Below are 19178 nucleotides of genomic sequence, written 5' to 3' on the forward strand. Positions count from 1 at the left end.
AATGTAGTCGGAATAGGCACTATTCGTGTCAGGGAGTGGACTTTTGGACACAGAATTGCAGTTTCATGCCGTTCCGGACGGCTTCGAGATCCGCATTGGCGCGAAGATCGTGCTGCGACACAGGCGGGACTGTCCTGCGGTGGTCATCGCGCGCGGCAATCCCGACATCTCTATGTATCGCGGTAACTTCCGCATTGACGATGCGCCGTTCGATCCGATCGAGCCGACCGAGTTCGCGATGCAGAACGACTCGGTCGAGCTGCTTGTCGATGGCCAGTCTCATGTTCGGATATCCGTCTCCGGCAATAGCCTGACCATCGCGTCGCTCGATCCCGCCTTCGATCGCATCCATGTGCGCTTTTTCGCCGAACCCGAGGAATCCGTTTGGGGCGGGGGTGAGCAGATGAGCTATCTTGCGCTCAATGGACGGCGCTTCCCGATGTGGACCAGCGAGCCGGGCGTGGGCCGTGACAAGAGCACAGAATTGACGCGCCTGATGGATGAGGAAATGGCCGGGGGTGATTATTGGAACACCAATTATCCGCAGCCGACTTTCCTGACGTCACGCTGGCTTGCCGTGCATTGCGCCCAAAGCTGCTACAGTGTGCTCGATTTCAGCGACCCGGCGCATCATGCCGTTGAGCTTTGGCGCGGCTCGGCGCGGTTTGAGATTTTTGCGGCGGATGAGCCTCGCGCGCTGGTATCGCGTCTTTCTACTCGCTTTGGCCGCCAGCCACCGCTGCCTGACTGGGCGATCGGCGGCGCGATTGTCGGGCTGAAGGGTGGTGATCAAAGCTTCGAGCGGCTCGAGCAGTTTATCGATGCGGGCGCTGCGGTTTCCGGTTTGTGGTGTGAGGATTGGGCCGGCATCCGCGAGACGAGCTTTGGACGGCGTCTGTTCTGGGACTGGCAGCTGGGTAGGCGGAGCGAGGAGCGCTTCCCGGGCCTCAAGGAGCGGATCGCCAAGCTTGCCGCGCGCGACATCCGCTTTCTTGCCTATGTTAATCCCTATCTGTCCGTCGACGGAGAGCTGTTTGCAGAAGCGAAAGCGGGAGGCCATTTCTGTCTGTCCCTGGACAGCGACGAGCCGCATCTCGTCGATTTCGGCGAATTCGATTGCGGCGTTCTGGATTTCACGCGCGAGGAAACGAAAGCTTGGTTCGCCGAACGCATCATCGGCCGGGAGATGCTCGACAACGGTATCATGGGCTGGATGGCCGATTTCGGCGAGTATCTTCCTACCGATCTGCGTTTGGCCGACGGTTCTGACCCAATGGAAGCGCATAATCGCTACCCCGTGCTCTGGGGCGAGGTGAATGCGCGCGCGGTCGCCAGCCGCGGAAAGACCGGCGACGCGCTGTTCTTCATGCGCGCGGGCTTCAGCGGCATTCAGGCGCATTGCCCGCTGCTCTGGGCCGGCGATCAGTCGGTCGATTTCACGCGGCATGACGGAATCGGTACGGTCATCACCGCCGCGCTGTCGGCAGGGCTTGTCGGCAATGCCTACAGCCATTCCGATTGCGGCGGTTATACCTCGCTGCACGGCAATATCCGCAGTGAAGAGCTGATGCAGCGCTGGTGCGAGCTGGCCGCTTTCGCGCCGGTCATGCGCACGCATGAGGGCAATCGTCCGGACGACAATTTGCAATATGATTCCACGCCGGAACTGCTGCAATGCTTTGCACGCTGGAGTCGCATGCACGCCCATCTCGCCCCCTACGTCCGGAAATTGTGCCGCGAGGCGCAATCCACCGGCCTACCCGCGCAGCGCCCGCTGTTCCTGCATCATCCGGACGACCGGTCGCTCTATGATGTGCAGGACCAATATCTTTACGGGGAGGACCTGCTCGTAGCTCCCGTGATCGAAGAAGGGGTGGAAGCGCGAAGCGTCGTCTTTCCCGGAAGCACAGCGTGGATTTGCTGCTGGACCGGCGAAGAACATGCGCCCGGCACGCGGCAGGTCTCCGCACCGATTGGCCGGCCGCCGGTATTCTATCGCCGCGAAAGCCAGCATGCCGATCTGTTCGCAGACATGGCCGGGACGCTGACCGCATGAGCGAGCGGGCCAATATCAAGGACGTGGCCGAGCGGGCGGGTGTGGCGGTGAAGACGGTGAGCCGCGTGCTCAACGACCACCCTTATGTGCGCGACGAAACCCGCGCAAAGGTCGAACGGGCGATGAAGGAGCTGAACTTCCGCCCCAGTGTGGCCGCGCGGATCCTGTCGGGTGCGAAATCGAACCAGATCGCGCTGATCTACGACAATCACAGTCCCTATTACATGTTTCAGATCCAGTCCGGATGTTGGAATTTCTGCAAGGAAAACGGCATCCGTCTGCTCGCCCAGCCGGTGGACGTGGACGATCCGGCAGTGGGTCAGCAGGTGCGCGGGCTGATCACCGAAACCCAGGTCGACGGCATCGTGCTTTCGTCTCCGGTAACGGACTGCGAGGCGGTGCTGAACGTGCTCGACAAGCTCGACATTCCTTTCGTGCGTATTTCGCCCGGCACCAATCACGCGCTGACCAGCTCGGTCTTCATGGACGATGCGCAGGCGGCGGATGACATCACCACGCATCTCATCAACTACGGCCACCGCCGGATCGGCTTCATCAAGGGCCATCCGAACCATATGGCGAGCGAAGACCGGCTGTTCGGCTATCGCCGCGCGTTGGACCGGGCGGGGATCGCTTTCGAACCGAGCCTGATCGAAAATGGCGAGTTCGATGTGGAAAGCGGCATCGCCGCCGGACGCAAATTGCTGGGCCGCCGCGATCCGCCCACCGCTATCTTCGCTTCCAATGACGACATGGCCGCCGGTGTGCTGAGCGTGGCGCATGAGCGTGAGATCAAGGTGCCGGATCAGCTGTCCGTTGCCGGGTTCGACGATACGCCTCTGGCCCGCACTGTCTGGCCGCCGCTGACCAGTATCCATCAGCCGATGGCCGAACTGGCCCGCGCCGCGACCGAAATTCTGATTTCCGGGGGCGATATTACCCATCGGCGCCTTCCGCATGATCTGATCGAGCGCGGCTCCGTCGCGCCGCCTTTTTCAAAGGACCATGAATGACTGACCTGACCCCTCCCGCAGCCGAGCGGCATCTCGGCACCAGCGACATCGCCATCTCTCCCATCGCCTGGGGCATGTGGCGGCTGGCCGATAATGGCCGTAGCGCTGACGAAGCCGGGCGGCTGGTGCATGCCGCGCTCGACGCCGGTATCACGCTGCTGGATACCGCCGACATTTACGGTTTCGACGGGGAAGGCGGCTTCGGCGACGCCGAAAGCCTGCTCGGCGAGGTGCTTACGGCAGAGCCGGGACTGCGTGGCCGGATGGTGCTCGCCACCAAGGGCGGTATTCGCCCGCCTCTGCCTTATGATCAGTCGCCAGCCTATCTGGCCGAGGCGATCGATGCCTCGCTGCGCCGCCTGAAGGTGGAGACGATCGATCTGTATCAGATCCATCGCCCCGATATTCTCGCGCATCCCCAGGAAGTCGCCCGCGCGCTGGAGGATGCCGTGGCCTCCGGCAAGATCCGTGCGCTCGGCGTGTCGAATTTCACGCAAAGCCAGATCGAGGCGCTGGTCCATTTTCTGGATACCCCGCTCGTGACCACGCAGCCGGAGATCAGCCCGCTGCGGATCGATTGCTTTGAAAATGGCGAGCTTGATCAGGCGATGCGGCTGGGTTTGACGCCGATGGCCTGGTCTCCGCTGGGCGGCGGACGCCTGCTCAATGCTGAGAGCAAGCGCGACAAACAGGTCGTCGCTGCGCTGGATTCGGTCGCGAATGCGCAGGGCGTCAGCCGCGCGGTCGCCGCCTATAGCTGGCTGATGGCGCATCCCGCCGGGATTGTGCCGATCATCGGATCGCAAAGCGCGGAACGCATCGCCGAAGGTGCCGAAGCGCTCGGCGTCCGCTGGACGCGCCAGGATTGGTATGCGGTGCTCGTCGCCGCAAGAGGAGAGGATTTGCCATGACAAGCCAAGACAAGCGCCAGTGCGAGATCGCCTGGTTTTCCGCGCTGTGCGATGACGACTATGAATTTCTGGGCGTCCCCGATGCGCAGCTCGCCTCCAGCTGGGAGCATTGCCGCAATCTCGTGCTGCGCGCAGAAGAAGGCGGGTTCGATAATATCCTTCTGCCGTCGGGCTATCAGCTGGGCGTCGACACTACGATCTTCGCCGCCGCGGTCGCGCCCTATCTGGAGCGGATGAAGCTGCTCTGGGCAACGCGCATGGGGGAAGACTGGCCGCCGCAGCTTGCCCGCCGCATCGCCACGCTCGACCGTATTCTGGGCTGGAACGCGGACAAGACCGCGGGCCGCCTGAACGTCAACATCATCTCCTCCGACATGCCGGGGCAGAAGATGGAAAGCGAACCGCGTTACGCCCGCGGCACGGAGATCATGAAGATCGTGCGCACGCTGCTGAACGGCGAGCATCTCGATTTCAAAGGCGAGTTCTACCAGATGGAGCTTGAGCCGCCGCGGATCACCACGCTGTCAGGAAAATGTCCGCCCTTCTATTTCGGCGGACTGAGCCATCCGGCGCGCGAATGCGCGGCCGAGGCTTGCGACGTCTACCTGATGTGGCCCGACACCATGGACAAGGTGCGCGAGAACATCGCCGATCTGACCGAGCGCGCAGCGAAATATGGCCGCACCCTGAAATTCGGATACCGCGCCCATGTAATCGTGCGCGAGACCGAGGAGGAGGCGCGCGCCTATGCCGATCGGCTCCTGTCCAAGCTTGACGATGAGCAGGGCAGGGCAATCCGCGAAAAATCGCTCGATGCAAAGAATTACGGCGTCCAGCGCCAGCAGGAACTGCGCGGCGCGGCAGGCGGCGACGGCTTTGTCGAGGACAATCTCTGGACCGGTATCGGGCGGGCGCGCTCGGGCTGCGGCGCGGCGATTGTGGGCAATCCCGACCAGGTGCTGGCCAAGCTGCGCGCCTATCAGGATGAGGGGATCGAAGCGTTCATCCTGTCGGGCTATCCGCACGCAGCGGAAGCCGACCTTTTCGCGCGCCACGTTCTGCCTGAGATCGAACATGGTCCGTTGAAGTTCTAGGCCGGACCAGTTTCCACGATGCCTGAAGCCGCCCCGCAAACCGCTTTCGACGACGAGGACGTCTACGACATCATCGTCGTCGGTGGAGGCATCAACGGATGCGGGATCGCGCGCGATGCCGCCGGGCGCGGCGCGCGGGTATTGCTGCTCGAAGCGCGGGATCTGGCCAGCGGCACGTCTTCGGCCTCCTCCAAGCTGATCCACGGTGGCCTGCGCTATCTGGAACATCGCGAATTCGGACTGGTGCGCGAGGCTTTGAACGAGCGCGAGAGGCTGTGGGGCATCGCGCCGCACATCATCCGCCCGATGCGCTTCGTCCTGCCGCACGTAAAAGGCCTGCGTCCGCGCTGGCTCCTGCGCCTTGGGCTGTTCCTCTATGACCATATCGGCGGCCGCAAGAAGCTCGCCGCGACCGAGACGATCGATCTGCGCAATCATGAGGCCGGCGCGCCGCTCAAGGCCGAATTTTCCGACGCCTTCGTCTATTCGGATTGCTGGGCGGACGATGCGCGGCTCGTCGTCCTGAACGCGCGCGATGCTGCCGATCGCGGTGCGGATGTGCGCACACGCTGCCGCGTCACCGGGTTTCGCCGCGAGGAAGAGCTCTGGCGCGCCGACACCGAACAGGGCAGTTTTCGGGGCCGCATATTGGTGAACGCCGCTGGGCCGGGCGCGCTCGATCTGCTGGCGGCGGGCGGGGTGAACGAAAAGCGCGGCATGCGCCTCGTGCGCGGATCGCACATCGTGGTTCCGAGCCTGTTCGATCACGACTTTTCCTATTTTTTCCAGCTGCCGGACGGACGCATTTTCTTCGCCATTCCTTATGAGGACGATTTCACGCTGATCGGCACCACCGATGCGGATCACACCGGCAAGCTGGATCAGGTCGCCGCGAGCGAGGAAGAGATCGCCTATATCTGTGAGGGTGCGAACCGCTTCTTCGCGCGATCCATCGCTCCGTCCGATGTCGTGTGGAGCTATGCCGGCGTCCGCCCGCTGCTCGACAACGGCGCGGACAAGCCCGAAGCGGCAACGCGCGGCTACAGCCTGGAGCTTTCCGCCGAACAGGACGGCGCGCCGCTTCTCAATGTGTTCGGCGGCAAGCTGACCGTTTATCGCCACCTCGCGGAGGACGCCGTCAACCAGCTGGCCGAGCGGCTTTCCCTGCCCAACCCCAAACCCTGGACGGGAACCAAGCTCTTACCGGGCGGTGAGTTCGGGGCTGGAGAAATAGACCGCATTATCGGCGAGCTGGGTGCCCGCTATCCATTTCTGGATCCGTTCACCTGTCGGCGCATGGCACGGGCCTATGGCACCGATGCCTTTACTATCTTAGGGGAGGCGGCAAGGCTGCAGGATTGCGGCATCTATTTTGGCCACGGCCTGACCCAGCGCGAGGTAGACTATCTGGTGTCGCGAGAATGGGCACGCACGGTCGAAGATATCATCTGGCGGCGCACCAAGCTCGGTCTGCGTCTGACCGACAACGGCCGGGAAAAGCTACAAAACTATCTGGAAGAGCGGAGAGCAGCATGAGCGTTAAAATCGTGGCCATAGGGGGGACGGTGTCCAGTCCCAGCTCGACCGAAATGGCCCTGCGCGCCGCCACCCAGCCGGCGATCGAGGCGGGAGCTCACGTCGATGTCTTCGGCGGGGAATATCTTAGCGATCTGCCTTTTTATCGCGGGCCGGGCCATGCGAAGGACACCGGCCGGGAGATGGTGGAGGCCGTTCGCCAGTCCGACGCCCTGATCCTGGCCGCGCCGGGTTATCACGGCACGGTGTCGGGGCTCGTCAAAAACGCGCTCGATTATCTGGAGGATCTGGCTAAGGATTCGCGGCCCTATCTGCACGGTCGTTCAGTCGGTCTGATCGCCACCGCCTATGGTGACCAGGCATCGATGAGCACGCTGCTCACCATGCGCAGCATCGTGCATGCCCTTCGCGGCTGGCCGACGCCGATGGGTGCCACCGTGCGGACCTATCCCGGCCTGTTTTCGCCGGAAGGCGAGTGCCTGGACGATCGCGCCCGCATGCAGCTGCGGTTGGTGGGCGAGCAGTCCTTGAACGGTGCCATGTCCCTTCAGGGTTTTCCGGAGCAGATGTGATGGGCGATCTTCAAACAGCCCTGGACGCACTTGGCCGCGGAGACATCATCGTCATCACCGGCGACAGACTTCGCGGCGGCGATATCGACTTCTGCACGCCCGCCAGCACGATTACGCCGGACAAGATCAACTTCATGGCCCGCTATGGCCGCGGGCTGATCTGCCTTACGATGACATCGGAGCGCGCCGTCAGTCTCGGCATAGCGCTTATGAACCCGACGGCGCACAACCAGACCGGACGCCCGTTCGGAAATTCGATCGAAGCCACCGATGGCATCACGACCGGCATTTCCGCCGCGGACCGCGCGCGCACCGTGGAAATGGCCGTAAAGCCCGGCGCCACCGCCGGCGATCTGGTGAGCCCGGGCCATGTTTTCCCGCTGATCGCCCGAGCCGAGGGCACCAGCGTGCGCATGTCTGCCGTGGAAGGCTCCATCGAATTGTGCCGCCTAGCCGGGGTGGGCGATGCAGCGGTAATCTGCTCGATCATGCGAGACGACGGCGAAATGGCGCGGCTCAACGATATCGAGGAAATGATCGACGAGCACAGCCTCACGGTCGCGAATATCGGGGACCTCACAACCTAGGCCAAGATCAGACGATGGGCGGGGCGAGGCGCTGCCGGAGCTATTCCTCCAGCGGCCACGCCTCCGCGTCGGCATGCGTGGCTTCGGCAGAAGTGATGCCGTCATTAATGCGGTGCAGCGTGTCGATCAGAAGGCGGCTATGATCGCGCGTGGCTCTTATCGGCCATGCATGTCTCCAAAAATCGCTGCCATCGGCTGGTCGTCGATCGGTATGCGAAGCAAGACCGCGCCCATTCAGGAGACAGCTGCGCGTCCGCAAGCCTGGCGGGCGGGGAGCGTTCATGCTGTGAGGAGGCTCCGCGGCGCTGACGGGTCGCCGAAAAAATGGTCGGGACGATAGGATTCGAACCTACGACCCCCACACCCCCAGTGTGATGCGCTACCAGACTGCGCTACGTCCCGACCGAGCGGCGGCCTATAGGGCGGACGAAATGCTTGTGCAAGCCTTCCGCGTAGGATCTTGCATTGCCGTCGCGGCTTTTCGATCGGCGTTGCGCGGCGGGGCTTGGAGTGATAATCGCCCGCCCGATCCTATATGCGGCACGCGCGGTCGCCAAAAACCGCTGCCCGCTTATCTTTCCTAAAGGGAAATTCGATGACTTCCATGCTTGTCAACGCCCAGGCCGCTTCCGGCGGTGCCGGTGCGATCATGCAGATCCTGCCGCTCGTTCTGATTTTCATCGTGTTCTACTGGTTCCTGATCCGGCCCCAGCAGAAGCGCGCCAAAGAGCATGCCGCCAAGGTTGCCAGCGTGGTTCGCGGGGATGAAGTGGTCACCGGAGGCGGCCTGATGGGCAAAGTGACCAAGGTGTCCGAAGACCATGTCGAGATCGAACTGGCCAAGGGCATGACGGTGCGCGCGGTGAAGTCCACCTTGGCCGATGTGGTGCCGAAGAACCCGGGCAAGCCGGCGAACGACTGAGTCGCCGCCTTTCCGATCCCTTCGCGCGCCCACATCTGATCAGGCCACCCATCCATGCTCGAATTCACCCAACCCAAGCGTATCTTCATCACGCTGCTGCTGATCATAGGCGTCATTCTGGCGCTGCCCAGCCTGCTGCCCGCCAAAACGGTGGCCGCGCTTCCGGACTTTCTGCCCAAGCAGACCATCAATTTCGGGCTCGATCTGGCCGGTGGTAGCCATCTCTTGCTGGAGGCGGACCCTGTGCAGGTGCGCGAGCAGCAGTTGGAGAAGATGGAAGAGAATGTCCGCGCCGCGCTGAAGGATGCAAATGGCGTCGATTATGGTGAAATCTCGCGCACCGGCGGTCAGCTCAGCTTCACCGTGGCGGACCAGAGCCAGGTCGATGCCGCGCGCGAGGCGGTGCAGGGCCTCACCACCGGGGCAGGGCTGACCGGCCAGCGCGACTGGACGATCCGCGTGCTCGACGGAACGCGTTTCGTCATGACGCCGTCCGATGCGGGCATATCGCGCAATCTGAACGATGCGATGGACACCGCCACCGACGTGATCCGCCGCCGTATCGATGAACTGGGCACGCGCGAGCCCACGATCATCCGGCAGGGCGATGATCGCATCGTGGTGCAGGTACCGGGCCTCGACAATCCGCAGGCGCTGAAGAACCTGCTCGGCCAGACCGCCAAGCTCGAATTCAAGATGGTGGATTATCAGAACCCGCCGGAAGATACGCAGGCCGGCAAGGCACGCATTGGCAGCCAGGTCTTCCCGATGGACGATGGCAGCGGCTATGTCGCCGTGCGTCGCCTGGGCGGCATTTCGGGCGACAGCCTGACGGGCGCGCAGCAGAGCTACGACCAGGACAACCGCGCGGTCGTGACCATCCAGTTCGACACGACGGGCGGTCGGAAGTTCGCGCAGCTGACGCAGGCCAATGTGGGCAAGCAGTTCGCGATCATCCTGGATAACAAGGTGCTCAGCGCGCCCGTGATCCAGGAACCGATCCTGGGCGGCTCGTCGCAAATCTCCGGCAATTTCACGGTGGAGAGCGCCAACAACCTCGCCATCGCACTGCGCTCCGGCGCGCTGCCGATCGATCTGAAGATCGTGGAGGAACGCACCGTCGGCCCCGATCTGGGTGCTGATTCCATCCGCTCCGGCGGCATTGCCGCAGCGGTTGCGACCTTCGCCGTGCTCGCCTTCATGGCGCTGACCTATGGCCGTTTCGGGCTTTATGCCAACGCCGCGCTGATCATCAACCTGCTGCTGATCCTGGGGATCATGAGCCTGTTCGGCGCCACGTTGACGCTGCCGGGCATCGCGGGCTTCGTGCTCACAGTCGGATCGGCGGTGGACGCGAACGTGCTGATCAATGAGCGCATCCGCGAGGAGCAGCGAAGGGGCCGCCGCGTCATCCAGGCGATCGAGGTGGGCTACCGCGAGGCAAGCCGCGCTATTTTCGACGCGAACCTCACCAACGTCATCGCCGCGGTGCTGCTGTTCCTGTTCGGCAGCGGGCCGATCCGCGGCTTTGCCGTGGTGCTCGTTATCGGCATCGTCACCTCGGTGTTCACCGCCGTCACCGTCACGCGCATGTGGGTCGCCGGCTGGGTCCGCCGCAACCGCCCCACCGAACTGCACATCTGAGGATCGAAACCCATGCGACTGCTGAAACTCGTTCCGGACGATACCAATATCGACTTCATGAAGTGGCGCTACATCGCCACCGGCCTGTCCGTGCTGCTGATGATCATCTCGATCGTCCTGGTGGCGACGCGCGGGCTGAACTTCGGGGTCGATTTCGTGGGCGGCCAGATGATCCGCGTCACCTTCACCGAAACCGCGGAGGCCCCGGTTTCAGAGCTGCGCGATACGGTCGGCTCGCTCGGCTACGGATCGCCCTCGATCCAGCGCTTCGGCGCGCCCAACGAAGTCTCGATCCGCATGCGCCTGCCGCAGGAAGCGGAAGGCAAAACGGGCGCGGCCAACGCCATGACCAACGCCATCGTCGGCGCGATCCAGAAGGATTATCCCGGCGCGCGCGTGGACGGGGTGGACAGCGTGTCGGGCAAGGTATCGGACGAATTGTTCCAGAAGGGATCGATCGCACTGCTTGCCGCGATGGTCGCCATCGCGATCTACATCTGGGTGCGGTTCGAATGGCAATTCGGCGTTGGGGGGCTGGCTGCGCTGGCGCACGACGTGACGCTGACCTTCGGGTTCTTCGCGCTCACCCAGCTGGAGTTTGATCTCAACATCATCGCCGCGCTGCTGACCATCATCGGCTATTCGCTGAACGATACCATCGTGGTCTATGACCGAATCCGTGAGAACCTGAAGAAATACCGCAAGATGGAGATCGGGGAGCTGCTAAATCTCTCGGTCAACGAAACGCTGTCGCGCACGGTGATGACCAGCTTGACGATGGTGATCGTGCTGGTCGCGATGCTGCTGCTCGGCCCCGAAACCATCTTTGGCTTCACCGCGGCGATGACGCTGGGCATCGTGGTCGGCACCTACAGCTCCATCTATTGGGGCGCGCCGATCCTGGTGTGGTTGAAGGTCGGCCCGGACAGCTTCGTGCCGGTGGGCGACAAGCCCGGCGCCGTGCCGAAGGACCGCGAGGGTTATACCCGCTGATATGGTCGAGATGCGTCAGGAACAGGGCGCGGGGCCGCAGGTCACCGGCTTTTCGGGCACCGGCTTCAAGGTGCGCGATGCCGTCTTCCCGGACGGTGTGATCCTGACGCAGGAAGAGGCGCGCACCTGGACGCCGCCGGCGATCGATGCGCTGGCGATGGCCGATCTGGGTGATGCGCTGGAGAGCGAACCCAGGCCGGAGTTCTTGCTGCTCGGCACGGGCGCCAAGCTCGTTCAGCCGCCCGCCGCCTTTCGCCGCGCGATGGAAGAGCGCGGCATCGGGATCGAGGCAATGGACAGCCGCGCCGCCGCCCGCACGCTCGCGCTGCTGCGCGCCGAAGAACGCTGGGTCGTCGCGGCGCTGTACCCGCTGGGCTGAGTGCGGCTCATTCACTGCGTCCATAGCCCAGAGCTTGGAGCGTCTTGGCCGGACTAGCCATCTTCCGTTCGCCCTGAGCTTGTCGAAGGGCCGTTCTTCTCGCGATCTCGCACAAGGATGGAAAAACAGGACGGGGCTTCGACAAGCTCAGCCCGAGCGGGGTTGGCTTGTGAGGGTTCGGAAAAACCCCTCCAGTTCCTCGCCATTCCGGTCCCAGCTGAACCGCTCCACTGTCGCACGCACCGCTGCGCGATCCGGCTTGTCCGCCAGCAATTCGCGCACCGCATCGGCGATCGCGCCGGGCTCCTGCGCCGTCACGCGGCCCGCCACCGCACTCGACACCAGTTCACGCGCGCCGCCCGCTTCGCTCACCACCACCGGCGTGCCGCAGGCGAGTGCTTCGACCCAGGCATTGGCCAGCCCTTCGCTGTCGGAAGGCGAAACCAGCACGTCCGCCGCTGACAGCCATTCGGGCAGATCATCATGCGGCACCGCCCCGGCGAAATGCACCCGGTCCGCCACCCCGCGCGCCTGCGCCAGCGCGCGATAGGATGCTTCCCGCTCACCCTTGCCGATCAGCAGCAGCGTGACGCCGGGCAGCGCGGCCAGGGCCTCGATCACCAGATCCTGCCGCTTGCGCTCGATCAGCGCGCCGAGCGTGGCGATCACCGGCCCGTCGATGCCGAGCCGCGCCCTTAGGCCCGTGCCATCCACTGGCCGGAAACGCGTCTGATCGCAGCCGGTATAATGCACCGTGATGCCGTCAGAAGGCATGCCGAGCGCGGCCATATCCTCCTTCAGCGCCCCGCACACCGCCAGCATACCCGCCGCGCCCCGTGCCGCCGCCAGCACCGCCTCGCGTGATCCCTCGCGCCGGCCCCAAAGATGGATATCGGCCCCGCGCGCCTTCACCGTATAGGGCAGGTGCAAAGCGCCCGCGATCGCCTGCGCCGCGGGGCCGTCGGGATAGAAAAACTCCGCATCGATCAGATCGAATGGACGCTTTGCATGTAGGTCGCGCACCAGTGGCAGCACCGCGCGGGCGATGGCCGCAAGGTTGCGGTCCGGCAAGCCCGGCAGCAGACGGAAGCGCGGGCGATAAACGTCCAGGTCCCGCCACCGCTCATGCCGCGGCAATTCGCGCAATGCCCGGTAACGCGGATGGCGATCGAGCGGGAAGGGCGGCAGGCCGATGGGGTTCACCACCGTCACCTCCACGCCCTCCCGCGCGGCCAGCGCCGCCGTTTGCCGTTCGACGAACACACCGAAATTGGGCGCGGCGGCGTTGGGGAACAGCGTGGCGAGGGTGAGGATGCGGAGGGTCATAACGTGTTTTCTAAAACCTTCCTCAAGACGCTGTAATCTCGGTTTATGAAAATCAGTTAGCGGGCAACCCCGCTCTCCGTTCGCCCTGAGCTTGTCAAAGGGCCGTACTTCCCGCGATCTTTCTCAGGACTAGAGAAGCAGGACGGGGCTTCGACAAGCTCAGCCCGAACGGATCGGTAAAAGCGGCGCTGACCTACAATCCCCGCACCAGCTTCGTCGCCACGCCGATCCATGGCGGGTCGGCCACCACCTGTTGCCGCCCGCCTGCGCCAAGGGGGAGCAGGTGCAGCTTGCCGTCTTCGCGGCCGATCAGGCGGCCGAAGAGGAAGCGGCCGGCGGGGCGGGGCAGGAGGACGTCGCGATTGAGCGCGCGGCCATAAGATTCGGGCGCCAGCGTCTCGATCCAGATTTCGTCGCCCGCGCGATAATCGCCGATGCCGGTTTCCACCACCACCGCCTGGGTCGATCCGCCGGGTGCGGGCGGGGCCAGGGTGGCGGTTTGAGTCAGCGCGCGGGCACCTTCGGCGGTAAGGCGCGCGGCGACGGGAATGTCGGTACGATCGGGCAGCTCCACCAGCTCGCTGGATTCGACGCCGAGCGCGTCCGCAATCCGGTTGAGCCAGTCCAGCGACAGCGTGCGCGTGCCGGTTTCCAGCCGCCCGATGGTCTGCGCGGTGGTGGGCGGCGTACAGGCGCGGGCAACCTCGTCGAGCGTCAGCCCCTTGGCCTTGCGAACCTCACGGATGCGGTGAAGCATGAAAATAATCTCCTGTCCGGTTCCTTTTCCGCTGTCCTACATCGACGGACCCATGGCAAGCTCGAAATAGAACCAAATGGGAGAATGGCATGGCGAAGAAACAGCCGAAGCTACATGACGACCCGCGCCCGCTGGCCGAACGCGGTCTTCCGAGCGGGAGGCGGCTCGCTTCGGGGCGCCCCGCTCGCAGCGTGACCGTCAACCAGGCGGAGTCCCCGCTCGCCTGGCTACACGCCCGCGGGCATCTGACCGATCGGCAGTTCGATGCGGGCGAAAAGCTGCGCTTCGATTATGAACGCGCCTCGCTTGGACCCCGCGTCACGATGGGCTGGAACCCGGAGCCGCGCGGCAAGGGGCGGCGCGGGCCCGCCGATCATATGGAGCCGGGCGAACGCCAACTGGCCGCCAAGCAGCGCTTCGACGGCGCGCTGGCGGCGCTGAGCGGCGAACTGTCCGATATCGCCTGGCGAGTCATCTGCGACGGGCAGACCATGGCAGGCGCGGAGCGCGGCTTGGGCTGGCCGGCGCGATCAGGCAAGCTGGTGCTGCGCATCGCGCTCGACCGGTTGGCCGCGTTCTATCGGCTGCCGGGGTGAGTATCGACGTCATTGCGAGGAGCGAAGCGACGCGGCAATCTAGGGCCGTTGCAGTGCTGCATACGCTCTGGATTGCTTCGTTGCCCTTCGGGCGCCTCGCAATGACGGCATGCTTGGCGGGAACCGCTCGAAGCGCCCGCGCGCTTGGTTTGCACGAACCTCAAACGGAGCAACCCGATCATGAAACTCTATTATTCCCCCGGCGCCTGCAGCCTCGCCAGCCACATCGCCTTCGTCGAAAGCGGTGAAGATTATCAGAAGGAAAAGGTCGATCTTTCCGAACATAAGACCGAAAGCGGCAAGGATTTCTACGAGATCAGCCCGCGCGGTTATGTGCCCGCGATCGAGACCGAGGACGGTTTGCTGACCGAGAATCCGGCGGTCCTGACGCTGCTCGCCGATCGCTTCGGGACCGCGCCGGAGGGCCGCGATCGCTACAAGATGCTGGAATGGATCGGCTTCATCGGCACTGAAATCCACGGCGCCTACGGCCCGCTATTCGGCGGCGCGGAGGGCAGCGAAAAGGAAGCGGCCAAGCAGACCGTCGAAGAGAAGTTCAAGCTGGCCGAGAAACTGATGGACGGCGGCGACTGGCTGGTCGGTGACAAACCGACGCCGGCGGACAATTACCTCTTCGTTACAACGCTTTGGGCGGAGAAGTTCGGCGTGAATTTGCCGCGCACGCTGCAGGATTATCGCGCGCGTCACAAAGAGCGCCCGGCGGTGCAGCAGGCGATGAAGGAAGAGGGGCTCGGCTGAGGAGAAAAAGCCTCTCTGGACTGTGTGAAGCAGTGTGAAGCTAGCCGTCGAGCGCCTCGGCCTCGGCGGCCAGTTCCAGCCAGCGTTCCTCCGCCGCGTCCTTCTCGGCGCGCTTGGCGTCGAGCGCGTTGGTCAGCCGCTGGAACAGGCCCGGATCGCGCGTGTAGAGGTCCGGATCGGACAGCGCGGTCTCACCCGCCGCGATGTCGGCCTCCATCGTCTCGATCAGTCCGGGCAGCCGGTCGAGGTCGCGTTGGTCCTTGTAGCTGAGCTTGCGCGCCTTGGGCGGCGGCGGGGCAGGCGGCGGCGGGGCGGGCTTGGCGGCGGACGAAGGAGCGGTGCGCGGACGGCGCTTCGCCTCCCAGTCGGCATAGCCGCCGGCGACGATGTCCACATGGCCCGATCCGTCGAGGCCGAGCGTCAGGTTGACGGTGCGGTCCAGGAAGTCGCGGTCATGGCTCACGAGCAGCACGGTGCCCTCATAGTCGGCGATCACCTCCTGCAGGAGGTCGAGCGTTTCGAGGTCGAGGTCGTTGGTCGGCTCGTCGAGGACGAGGAGGTTGGAGGCCCGTGCGAACTCGCGGGCCAGCAGAAGGCGGCTCTTCTCCCCGCCCGACAGGATGCCGACCTTGGTCTCGATCACGCCCGGATCGAACAGGAAGTCCTTGAGGTAGCCCTGCACATGCTTGCGAACGCCGCGTACGTCGATCCAGTCGCTGCCGTCGGCCAGCACGTCGCGCACGCGCTTGTCCGGCTGCATCAGGCTGCGCTGCTGATCGATGACGACGCCGGAAAGCGTAGGGGACAGCGTGATGGAGCCCTCATCCGGTTCCAGCTCTCCGGTGAGCAGCTTGATCAGCGTGGTCTTGCCCGCGCCGTTCGATCCGACGATGCCGATCCGGTCGCCGCGCTGCACCCGCAAGCTGAAGTCGCGGATGATGGTGCGCGGCTCGTCGTCCGCGGCCTGGGCGAAGCGCTTGGTTACCCCTTCGGCGACGATCACCGACTTGGTGCGGCTGTCATCGGTGGCGATGGCGAGCTTGGCGGGACCGGTCGGCCCCAGCATTGCGGCACGCTGCGCGCGCATCTCGTAGAGCTTGGACAGCCGCCCCTGGTTGCGCTTTCGCCGTGCGGTGACGCCGCGTTCGAGCCAGTGCGCCTCCAGCTTCAGCTTGGCGTCCAGCTTGTCGGCAGCGCGCGCGTCTTCGGCGGCGATCTGCTCCATCCACGCCTCGTAACCGCCGAAGCCGACGTCCTTGCGCCGCAGCGCTCCGCGGTCGAGCCACAGCGTGGCGCGCGTCAGCCGCGTCAGGAAGGTCCGGTCATGGCTGATGACAAGGAAGGCGCCTTTGTAGCGGTTCAGCCAGTCCTCCAGCCACTCGATCGCGGCGAGATCGAGATGGTTGGTGGGCTCGTCAAGCAGCAGCAGATCGGGTTCGCTGCCCAGCGCACGGCAGAGCGCCGCACGGCGACGCTCGCCCCCGCTGGCGCTTGCTGCTTCGCGCGAGAGATCGATGCCCAGCTGGTCGGCGATGGCGAGCACGGCATGCTCGGGCGGCCCGTCGGCGCCGTGGACCGCGAAGTCGAGCAGCGTATCGAATGGCCGGAAGTCCGGGTTCTGCTCCAGGAAGACGACATTGGTGCCGGGCACGATGGTGCGCTTGCCACGGTCCGCCTCGATCCGGTCGTCGAGCAACTTCAGGAGCGTGGTCTTGCCCGCGCCGTTGCGGCCGATCAGTGCCAGCCGGTCGCGCGGGCCGACATGGATGTCGAGGTCCTGGAACAGCCAGCCGGCGCCTTGGACAAGGCCGAGGCCTTCATAGGAGAGGATAGGAGGTTCGGCCATGTTGCGCGCGGAGGTAGGCCGATCCCGGCGGCGCTTCAAGCTGGTCTTCCGCGTTCGGAGCGGCAATAGCGAAGGCCATGACCCCGCGCGAACTGATCGATACCGCGCCCATACCGGGCGGCGATGAGCTGAAACTCTATCGGCGCGGGGGCGATCATATCATCGTGCTCGATCGCAACGAGCTGATGAACAGCCGGATGAGCGGCAGTGAGGAGGCGCTGGCGAGCCTGGCGGCGGAGCGGCTGGCGGGGCGCAAGGGCCAGCGCTGGCTGATCGGCGGTTACGGCATGGGCTTTACGCTGCGCCGGGCGCTCGGGCTTGTGGAACAAGATGCGAAAGTCGATCTGGTCGAACTGGTCCCTCAGATCGTCGAATGGGCGCGCGGGCCGATGGCGGAGCTGACAGGCGCGTGCCTCGACGATACGCGCCTGTCCTTGCGCCTCGGCGATGTCGGCGAAACGATTCGTGGCGCGCAGGAATGCTATGATGCAATCTTGCTGGATGTCGACAACGGCCCCGACGGGCTGGTGCGTGCCGGCAATGATGGGCTGTATGGTGCGGCGGGGATCGCTGCCGCCCGGCGCGCGCTCAAGCCGGGAGGGTTGGTGGCCTATTGGTCCGCCGCGCCTGACCCGGCTTTCACCAAGCGGTTGAAGGCCAGCGGCCTTGCGGTGGAGGAGCAGATGGTACGCGCCAGAAGCAACGGCAAAGGTCCACGTCATACCATCTGGCTGGCGAGCCGTTCGAAGACACGGTGACGGCCTGAGCATGTCCGCGCAGCAAAGTAGCCGCGTATCGTTCAGACTTCTCCCGGAGCTGCTGGATTAACAGGCGACGCCTTGCCATTGCTGAAGGTCAGCAGCGCCCGGCTGGCCGCGGAAGACTGCGCCGAACGAAGGACATGCGCATATGATCGATCCCAAACATGTTATGACGGAACTGACGAGGAAGCTGCTCGGCGCGAACCCGGCTGACCCTGAAGAGCAGCGCGTGGTCGATCATATCGAACGCCGCGCCCCCATCAGCCGGGACGTTGGCGACTTGGCCGATGCGCAGGACAGCTTTTGGGATCGCCTGGCCGATTCCGTCGCGCGTATTGGCGGCTCCTGGCCGTTTATCGGCATGTTCTTCCTGTTCCTTCTGGCCTGGACCGGAACGAACAGCTTTCTTCTGGCCAAAGGCAGCGCCTTCGATCCCTATCCCTACATTTTCCTTAATCTCATGCTGTCGATGCTGGCCGCGATCCAGGCACCGATCATCATGATGAGCCAGAACCGGCAGGCCGAAAAGGACCGGATCGCCGCCGCCCATGATTATGAGGTGAACCTTCGATCAGAAATCGAGATCCTGGGCATGCAGGAAAAACTCGATCGCCTACGCGGCGAGCAGCACGAACGAATTTTCGAACGCCAAGAGTTGATTCTGAAACAGCTCGAGCGGATCGAGAAGCGGCTGCCGTAACCGAATGTGCGGCCAGTTCAGCCGCTATGACCGGGACTTGGGAAAGGTGGTGAGCCCTGCTGGGTTCGAACCAGCGACCTACTGATTAAAAGTCAGTTGCTCTACCGACTGAGCTAAGGGCCCCACCGCCGCGTCCCCTATAAAGTGCGCGGGGCCCGGTCAAGCGGCTTGGGGTGATTGTGGCGCAAGAGCAGCTGGCGGACCGACAGGCCAGTGGCCGGATCACGCCATTCATCCGCGATCTGGGCAGCCGGTTTCAGGACGAAAGAGCGGGTGCGGAAGTCTGGGTGAGGGATCGTGAGCGTAGTGTTCCGGTACGCACCGCCTGACCACAGAATAATGTCGAGGTCGATCACGCGCTCACCCCAGCGGCGGCCCCGTCGCCGGCCGAAATGCCGCTCGATGGCTTTCAGTTCGGCGAGCAGCCTGGGTGGATCAAGGTCGCAGCGCAGCAGGATCGCTGCGTTGGCGAAACGACGGCGCGAGGGGCCAAGGGGTTCGGTTTCGACGATATCCGACGCGCGCTCCAGCGATCCGAGGCGTTGAAGAGCCAGCATTGCCGCCCGCACATTGGCGCGCGGATCACCATGCTCGGCGCTCCTCCGGTTCGATCCGAGCGCGATGCAATAAAATTCAGCACCTTGAAAACCAGCGGATTGCAGCTGTCGGCTCACTTTCGCTCCTGCGTCGGTTCTGGAGGCTGGCATGGTGGCGGCGTGGGCGGTA

19 protein-coding genes and 2 tRNA genes are annotated in these 19178 nt (G+C 64.3%); 15 read left to right on the forward strand and 6 right to left on the reverse strand.

Annotated features, from left to right (window positions below; all coding sequences use genetic code 11):
• Positions 1–43 precede the first annotated feature (43 nt).
• Genes H7X45_RS02160 through H7X45_RS02190 form a run of 7 tightly spaced genes read left to right on the forward strand, consistent with a single transcriptional unit; the run spans position 44 to position 7769 of the window.
• Entirely contained in the window at positions 44–2056 is a 2013-nt protein-coding gene (locus tag H7X45_RS02160; protein WP_187335931.1) for an alpha-glucosidase, read from the forward strand.
• Complete coding sequence (locus H7X45_RS02165) at positions 2053–3069, forward strand: LacI family DNA-binding transcriptional regulator (RefSeq protein WP_187335932.1); 1017 nt, start codon at positions 2053–2055, stop codon at positions 3067–3069. The genes H7X45_RS02160 and H7X45_RS02165 overlap by 4 nt, the downstream gene beginning before the upstream one ends.
• Positions 3066–3980 carry an aldo/keto reductase gene (locus H7X45_RS02170; protein WP_187335933.1) on the forward strand — a complete coding sequence of 305 codons (915 nt, stop codon included), beginning with the start codon at positions 3066–3068 and terminating at the stop codon, positions 3978–3980. The genes H7X45_RS02165 and H7X45_RS02170 overlap by 4 nt, the downstream gene beginning before the upstream one ends.
• A complete protein-coding gene (locus H7X45_RS02175) occupies positions 3977–5074 on the forward strand; it encodes an LLM class flavin-dependent oxidoreductase (RefSeq protein WP_187335934.1) in 1098 nt (365 codons plus the stop codon). The genes H7X45_RS02170 and H7X45_RS02175 overlap by 4 nt, the downstream gene beginning before the upstream one ends.
• Before the next feature lie 18 nt (positions 5075–5092).
• Positions 5093–6610 carry a glycerol-3-phosphate dehydrogenase gene (locus tag H7X45_RS02180; protein WP_187335935.1) on the forward strand — a complete coding sequence of 506 codons (1518 nt, stop codon included), beginning with the start codon at positions 5093–5095 and terminating at the stop codon, positions 6608–6610.
• Complete coding sequence (locus H7X45_RS02185; protein ID WP_187335936.1) at positions 6607–7182, forward strand: NADPH-dependent FMN reductase; 576 nt, start codon at positions 6607–6609, stop codon at positions 7180–7182. Before H7X45_RS02180 ends, H7X45_RS02185 begins: the two co-directional genes overlap by 4 nt.
• Positions 7182–7769: a 3,4-dihydroxy-2-butanone-4-phosphate synthase gene (locus H7X45_RS02190; protein ID WP_187335937.1), complete on the forward strand. Its 588-nt coding sequence runs from the start codon at positions 7182–7184 to the stop codon at positions 7767–7769. Before H7X45_RS02185 ends, H7X45_RS02190 begins: the two co-directional genes overlap by 1 nt.
• A 325-nt stretch (positions 7770–8094) precedes the next feature.
• Here the strand turns inward: H7X45_RS02190 and H7X45_RS02195 are convergent.
• Positions 8095–8171, reverse strand: a tRNA-Pro gene (locus H7X45_RS02195).
• A 193-nt stretch (positions 8172–8364) separates the two neighbouring features.
• Here H7X45_RS02195 and yajC point away from each other — a divergent pair.
• The 4 genes from yajC to H7X45_RS02215 are packed head-to-tail and all read left to right on the forward strand — an operon-like array spanning position 8365 to position 11707.
• A complete protein-coding gene (gene yajC / locus H7X45_RS02200) occupies positions 8365–8691 on the forward strand; it encodes a preprotein translocase subunit YajC (protein ID WP_425498179.1) in 327 nt (108 codons plus the stop codon).
• Positions 8692–8745: 54 nt separating this feature from the next.
• Entirely contained in the window at positions 8746–10335 is a 1590-nt protein-coding gene (gene secD, locus H7X45_RS02205) for a protein translocase subunit SecD (RefSeq protein WP_187335938.1), read from the forward strand.
• Between the two features lie 12 nt (positions 10336–10347).
• Entirely contained in the window at positions 10348–11328 is a 981-nt protein-coding gene (secF, locus tag H7X45_RS02210) for a protein translocase subunit SecF (RefSeq protein ID WP_187335939.1), read from the forward strand.
• A 10-nt stretch (positions 11329–11338) separates the two neighbouring features.
• Positions 11339–11707: an MTH938/NDUFAF3 family protein gene (locus tag H7X45_RS02215; protein ID WP_246449810.1), complete on the forward strand. Its 369-nt coding sequence runs from the start codon at positions 11339–11341 to the stop codon at positions 11705–11707.
• 147 nt (positions 11708–11854) lie between these two features.
• Here H7X45_RS02215 and H7X45_RS02220 read toward each other — a convergent pair whose 3' ends face one another.
• Both H7X45_RS02220 and H7X45_RS02225 read right to left on the reverse strand, forming a co-directional pair.
• Positions 11855–13033, reverse strand: a complete 1179-nt coding sequence (locus H7X45_RS02220; protein ID WP_187335941.1) for a glycosyltransferase — start codon at positions 13031–13033, stop codon at positions 11855–11857.
• A gap of 193 nt (positions 13034–13226) precedes the next feature.
• Positions 13227–13790: a helix-turn-helix domain-containing protein gene (locus tag H7X45_RS02225; RefSeq protein WP_187335942.1), complete on the reverse strand. Its 564-nt coding sequence runs from the start codon at positions 13788–13790 to the stop codon at positions 13227–13229.
• 89 nt (positions 13791–13879) lie between these two features.
• Between H7X45_RS02225 and H7X45_RS02230 the strand changes: the two genes are divergently transcribed.
• Positions 13880–14386 (forward strand): DUF6456 domain-containing protein, encoded by a 507-nt coding sequence (locus H7X45_RS02230; protein ID WP_246449576.1) that lies wholly within the window; start codon positions 13880–13882, stop codon positions 14384–14386.
• A gap of 180 nt (positions 14387–14566) precedes the next feature.
• Positions 14567–15145 carry a glutathione binding-like protein gene (locus tag H7X45_RS02235; protein ID WP_187335943.1) on the forward strand — a complete coding sequence of 193 codons (579 nt, stop codon included), beginning with the start codon at positions 14567–14569 and terminating at the stop codon, positions 15143–15145.
• A gap of 40 nt (positions 15146–15185) precedes the next feature.
• On the opposite strand, the gene H7X45_RS02240 is transcribed toward H7X45_RS02235, so the two are convergent.
• Positions 15186–16991 (reverse strand): ABC-F family ATP-binding cassette domain-containing protein, encoded by a 1806-nt coding sequence (locus tag H7X45_RS02240; protein ID WP_187335944.1) that lies wholly within the window; start codon positions 16989–16991, stop codon positions 15186–15188.
• Between the two features lie 77 nt (positions 16992–17068).
• On the opposite strand from H7X45_RS02240, the gene H7X45_RS02245 reads away from it, so the two are divergent.
• Both H7X45_RS02245 and H7X45_RS02250 read left to right on the forward strand, forming a co-directional pair.
• Positions 17069–17749: a spermine/spermidine synthase domain-containing protein gene (locus tag H7X45_RS02245; RefSeq protein ID WP_187335945.1), complete on the forward strand. Its 681-nt coding sequence runs from the start codon at positions 17069–17071 to the stop codon at positions 17747–17749.
• 151 nt (positions 17750–17900) lie between these two features.
• Positions 17901–18452: a DUF1003 domain-containing protein gene (locus H7X45_RS02250; RefSeq protein ID WP_187335946.1), complete on the forward strand. Its 552-nt coding sequence runs from the start codon at positions 17901–17903 to the stop codon at positions 18450–18452.
• A 47-nt stretch (positions 18453–18499) separates the two neighbouring features.
• Here the strand turns inward: H7X45_RS02250 and H7X45_RS02255 are convergent.
• Positions 18500–18575 (reverse strand) — tRNA-Lys (locus H7X45_RS02255).
• Positions 18576–18589: 14 nt separating this feature from the next.
• Positions 18590–19126, reverse strand: coding sequence for a 2-amino-4-hydroxy-6-hydroxymethyldihydropteridine diphosphokinase (folK, locus tag H7X45_RS02260; protein WP_246449579.1), 537 nt, complete (start codon positions 19124–19126; stop codon positions 18590–18592).
• Positions 19127–19178 lie beyond the last annotated feature (52 nt).

It is taken from the genome of Novosphingopyxis iocasae, from assembly GCF_014334095.1.
GTDB classification, from domain to species: domain Bacteria; phylum Pseudomonadota; class Alphaproteobacteria; order Sphingomonadales; family Sphingomonadaceae; genus Novosphingopyxis; species Novosphingopyxis iocasae.

Coding starts and splice junctions, on each gene's coding strand:
- H7X45_RS02165 (WP_187335932.1), top strand. CDS start 2,053: ATGAGCGAGCGGGCCAATATCAAGGACGTGGCCGAGCGGGCGGGTGTG.
- H7X45_RS02170 (WP_187335933.1), top strand. CDS start 3,066: ATGACTGACCTGACCCCTCCCGCAGCCGAGCGGCATCTCGGCACCAGC.
- H7X45_RS02175 (WP_187335934.1), top strand. CDS start 3,977: ATGACAAGCCAAGACAAGCGCCAGTGCGAGATCGCCTGGTTTTCCGCG.
- H7X45_RS02180 (WP_187335935.1), top strand. CDS start 5,093: ATGCCTGAAGCCGCCCCGCAAACCGCTTTCGACGACGAGGACGTCTAC.
- H7X45_RS02185 (WP_187335936.1), top strand. CDS start 6,607: ATGAGCGTTAAAATCGTGGCCATAGGGGGGACGGTGTCCAGTCCCAGC.
- H7X45_RS02190 (WP_187335937.1), top strand. CDS start 7,182: ATGGGCGATCTTCAAACAGCCCTGGACGCACTTGGCCGCGGAGACATC.
- yajC (WP_425498179.1), top strand. CDS start 8,365: ATGACTTCCATGCTTGTCAACGCCCAGGCCGCTTCCGGCGGTGCCGGT.
- secD (WP_187335938.1), top strand. CDS start 8,746: ATGCTCGAATTCACCCAACCCAAGCGTATCTTCATCACGCTGCTGCTG.
- secF (WP_187335939.1), top strand. CDS start 10,348: ATGCGACTGCTGAAACTCGTTCCGGACGATACCAATATCGACTTCATG.
- H7X45_RS02215 (WP_246449810.1), top strand. CDS start 11,339: ATGCGTCAGGAACAGGGCGCGGGGCCGCAGGTCACCGGCTTTTCGGGC.
- H7X45_RS02220 (WP_187335941.1), bottom strand. CDS start 13,033: ATGACCCTCCGCATCCTCACCCTCGCCACGCTGTTCCCCAACGCCGCC.
- H7X45_RS02225 (WP_187335942.1), bottom strand. CDS start 13,790: ATGCTTCACCGCATCCGTGAGGTTCGCAAGGCCAAGGGGCTGACGCTC.
- H7X45_RS02230 (WP_246449576.1), top strand. CDS start 13,880: ATGGCGAAGAAACAGCCGAAGCTACATGACGACCCGCGCCCGCTGGCC.
- H7X45_RS02235 (WP_187335943.1), top strand. CDS start 14,567: ATGAAACTCTATTATTCCCCCGGCGCCTGCAGCCTCGCCAGCCACATC.
- H7X45_RS02240 (WP_187335944.1), bottom strand. CDS start 16,991: ATGGCCGAACCTCCTATCCTCTCCTATGAAGGCCTCGGCCTTGTCCAA.
- H7X45_RS02245 (WP_187335945.1), top strand. CDS start 17,069: ATGACCCCGCGCGAACTGATCGATACCGCGCCCATACCGGGCGGCGAT.
- H7X45_RS02250 (WP_187335946.1), top strand. CDS start 17,901: ATGATCGATCCCAAACATGTTATGACGGAACTGACGAGGAAGCTGCTC.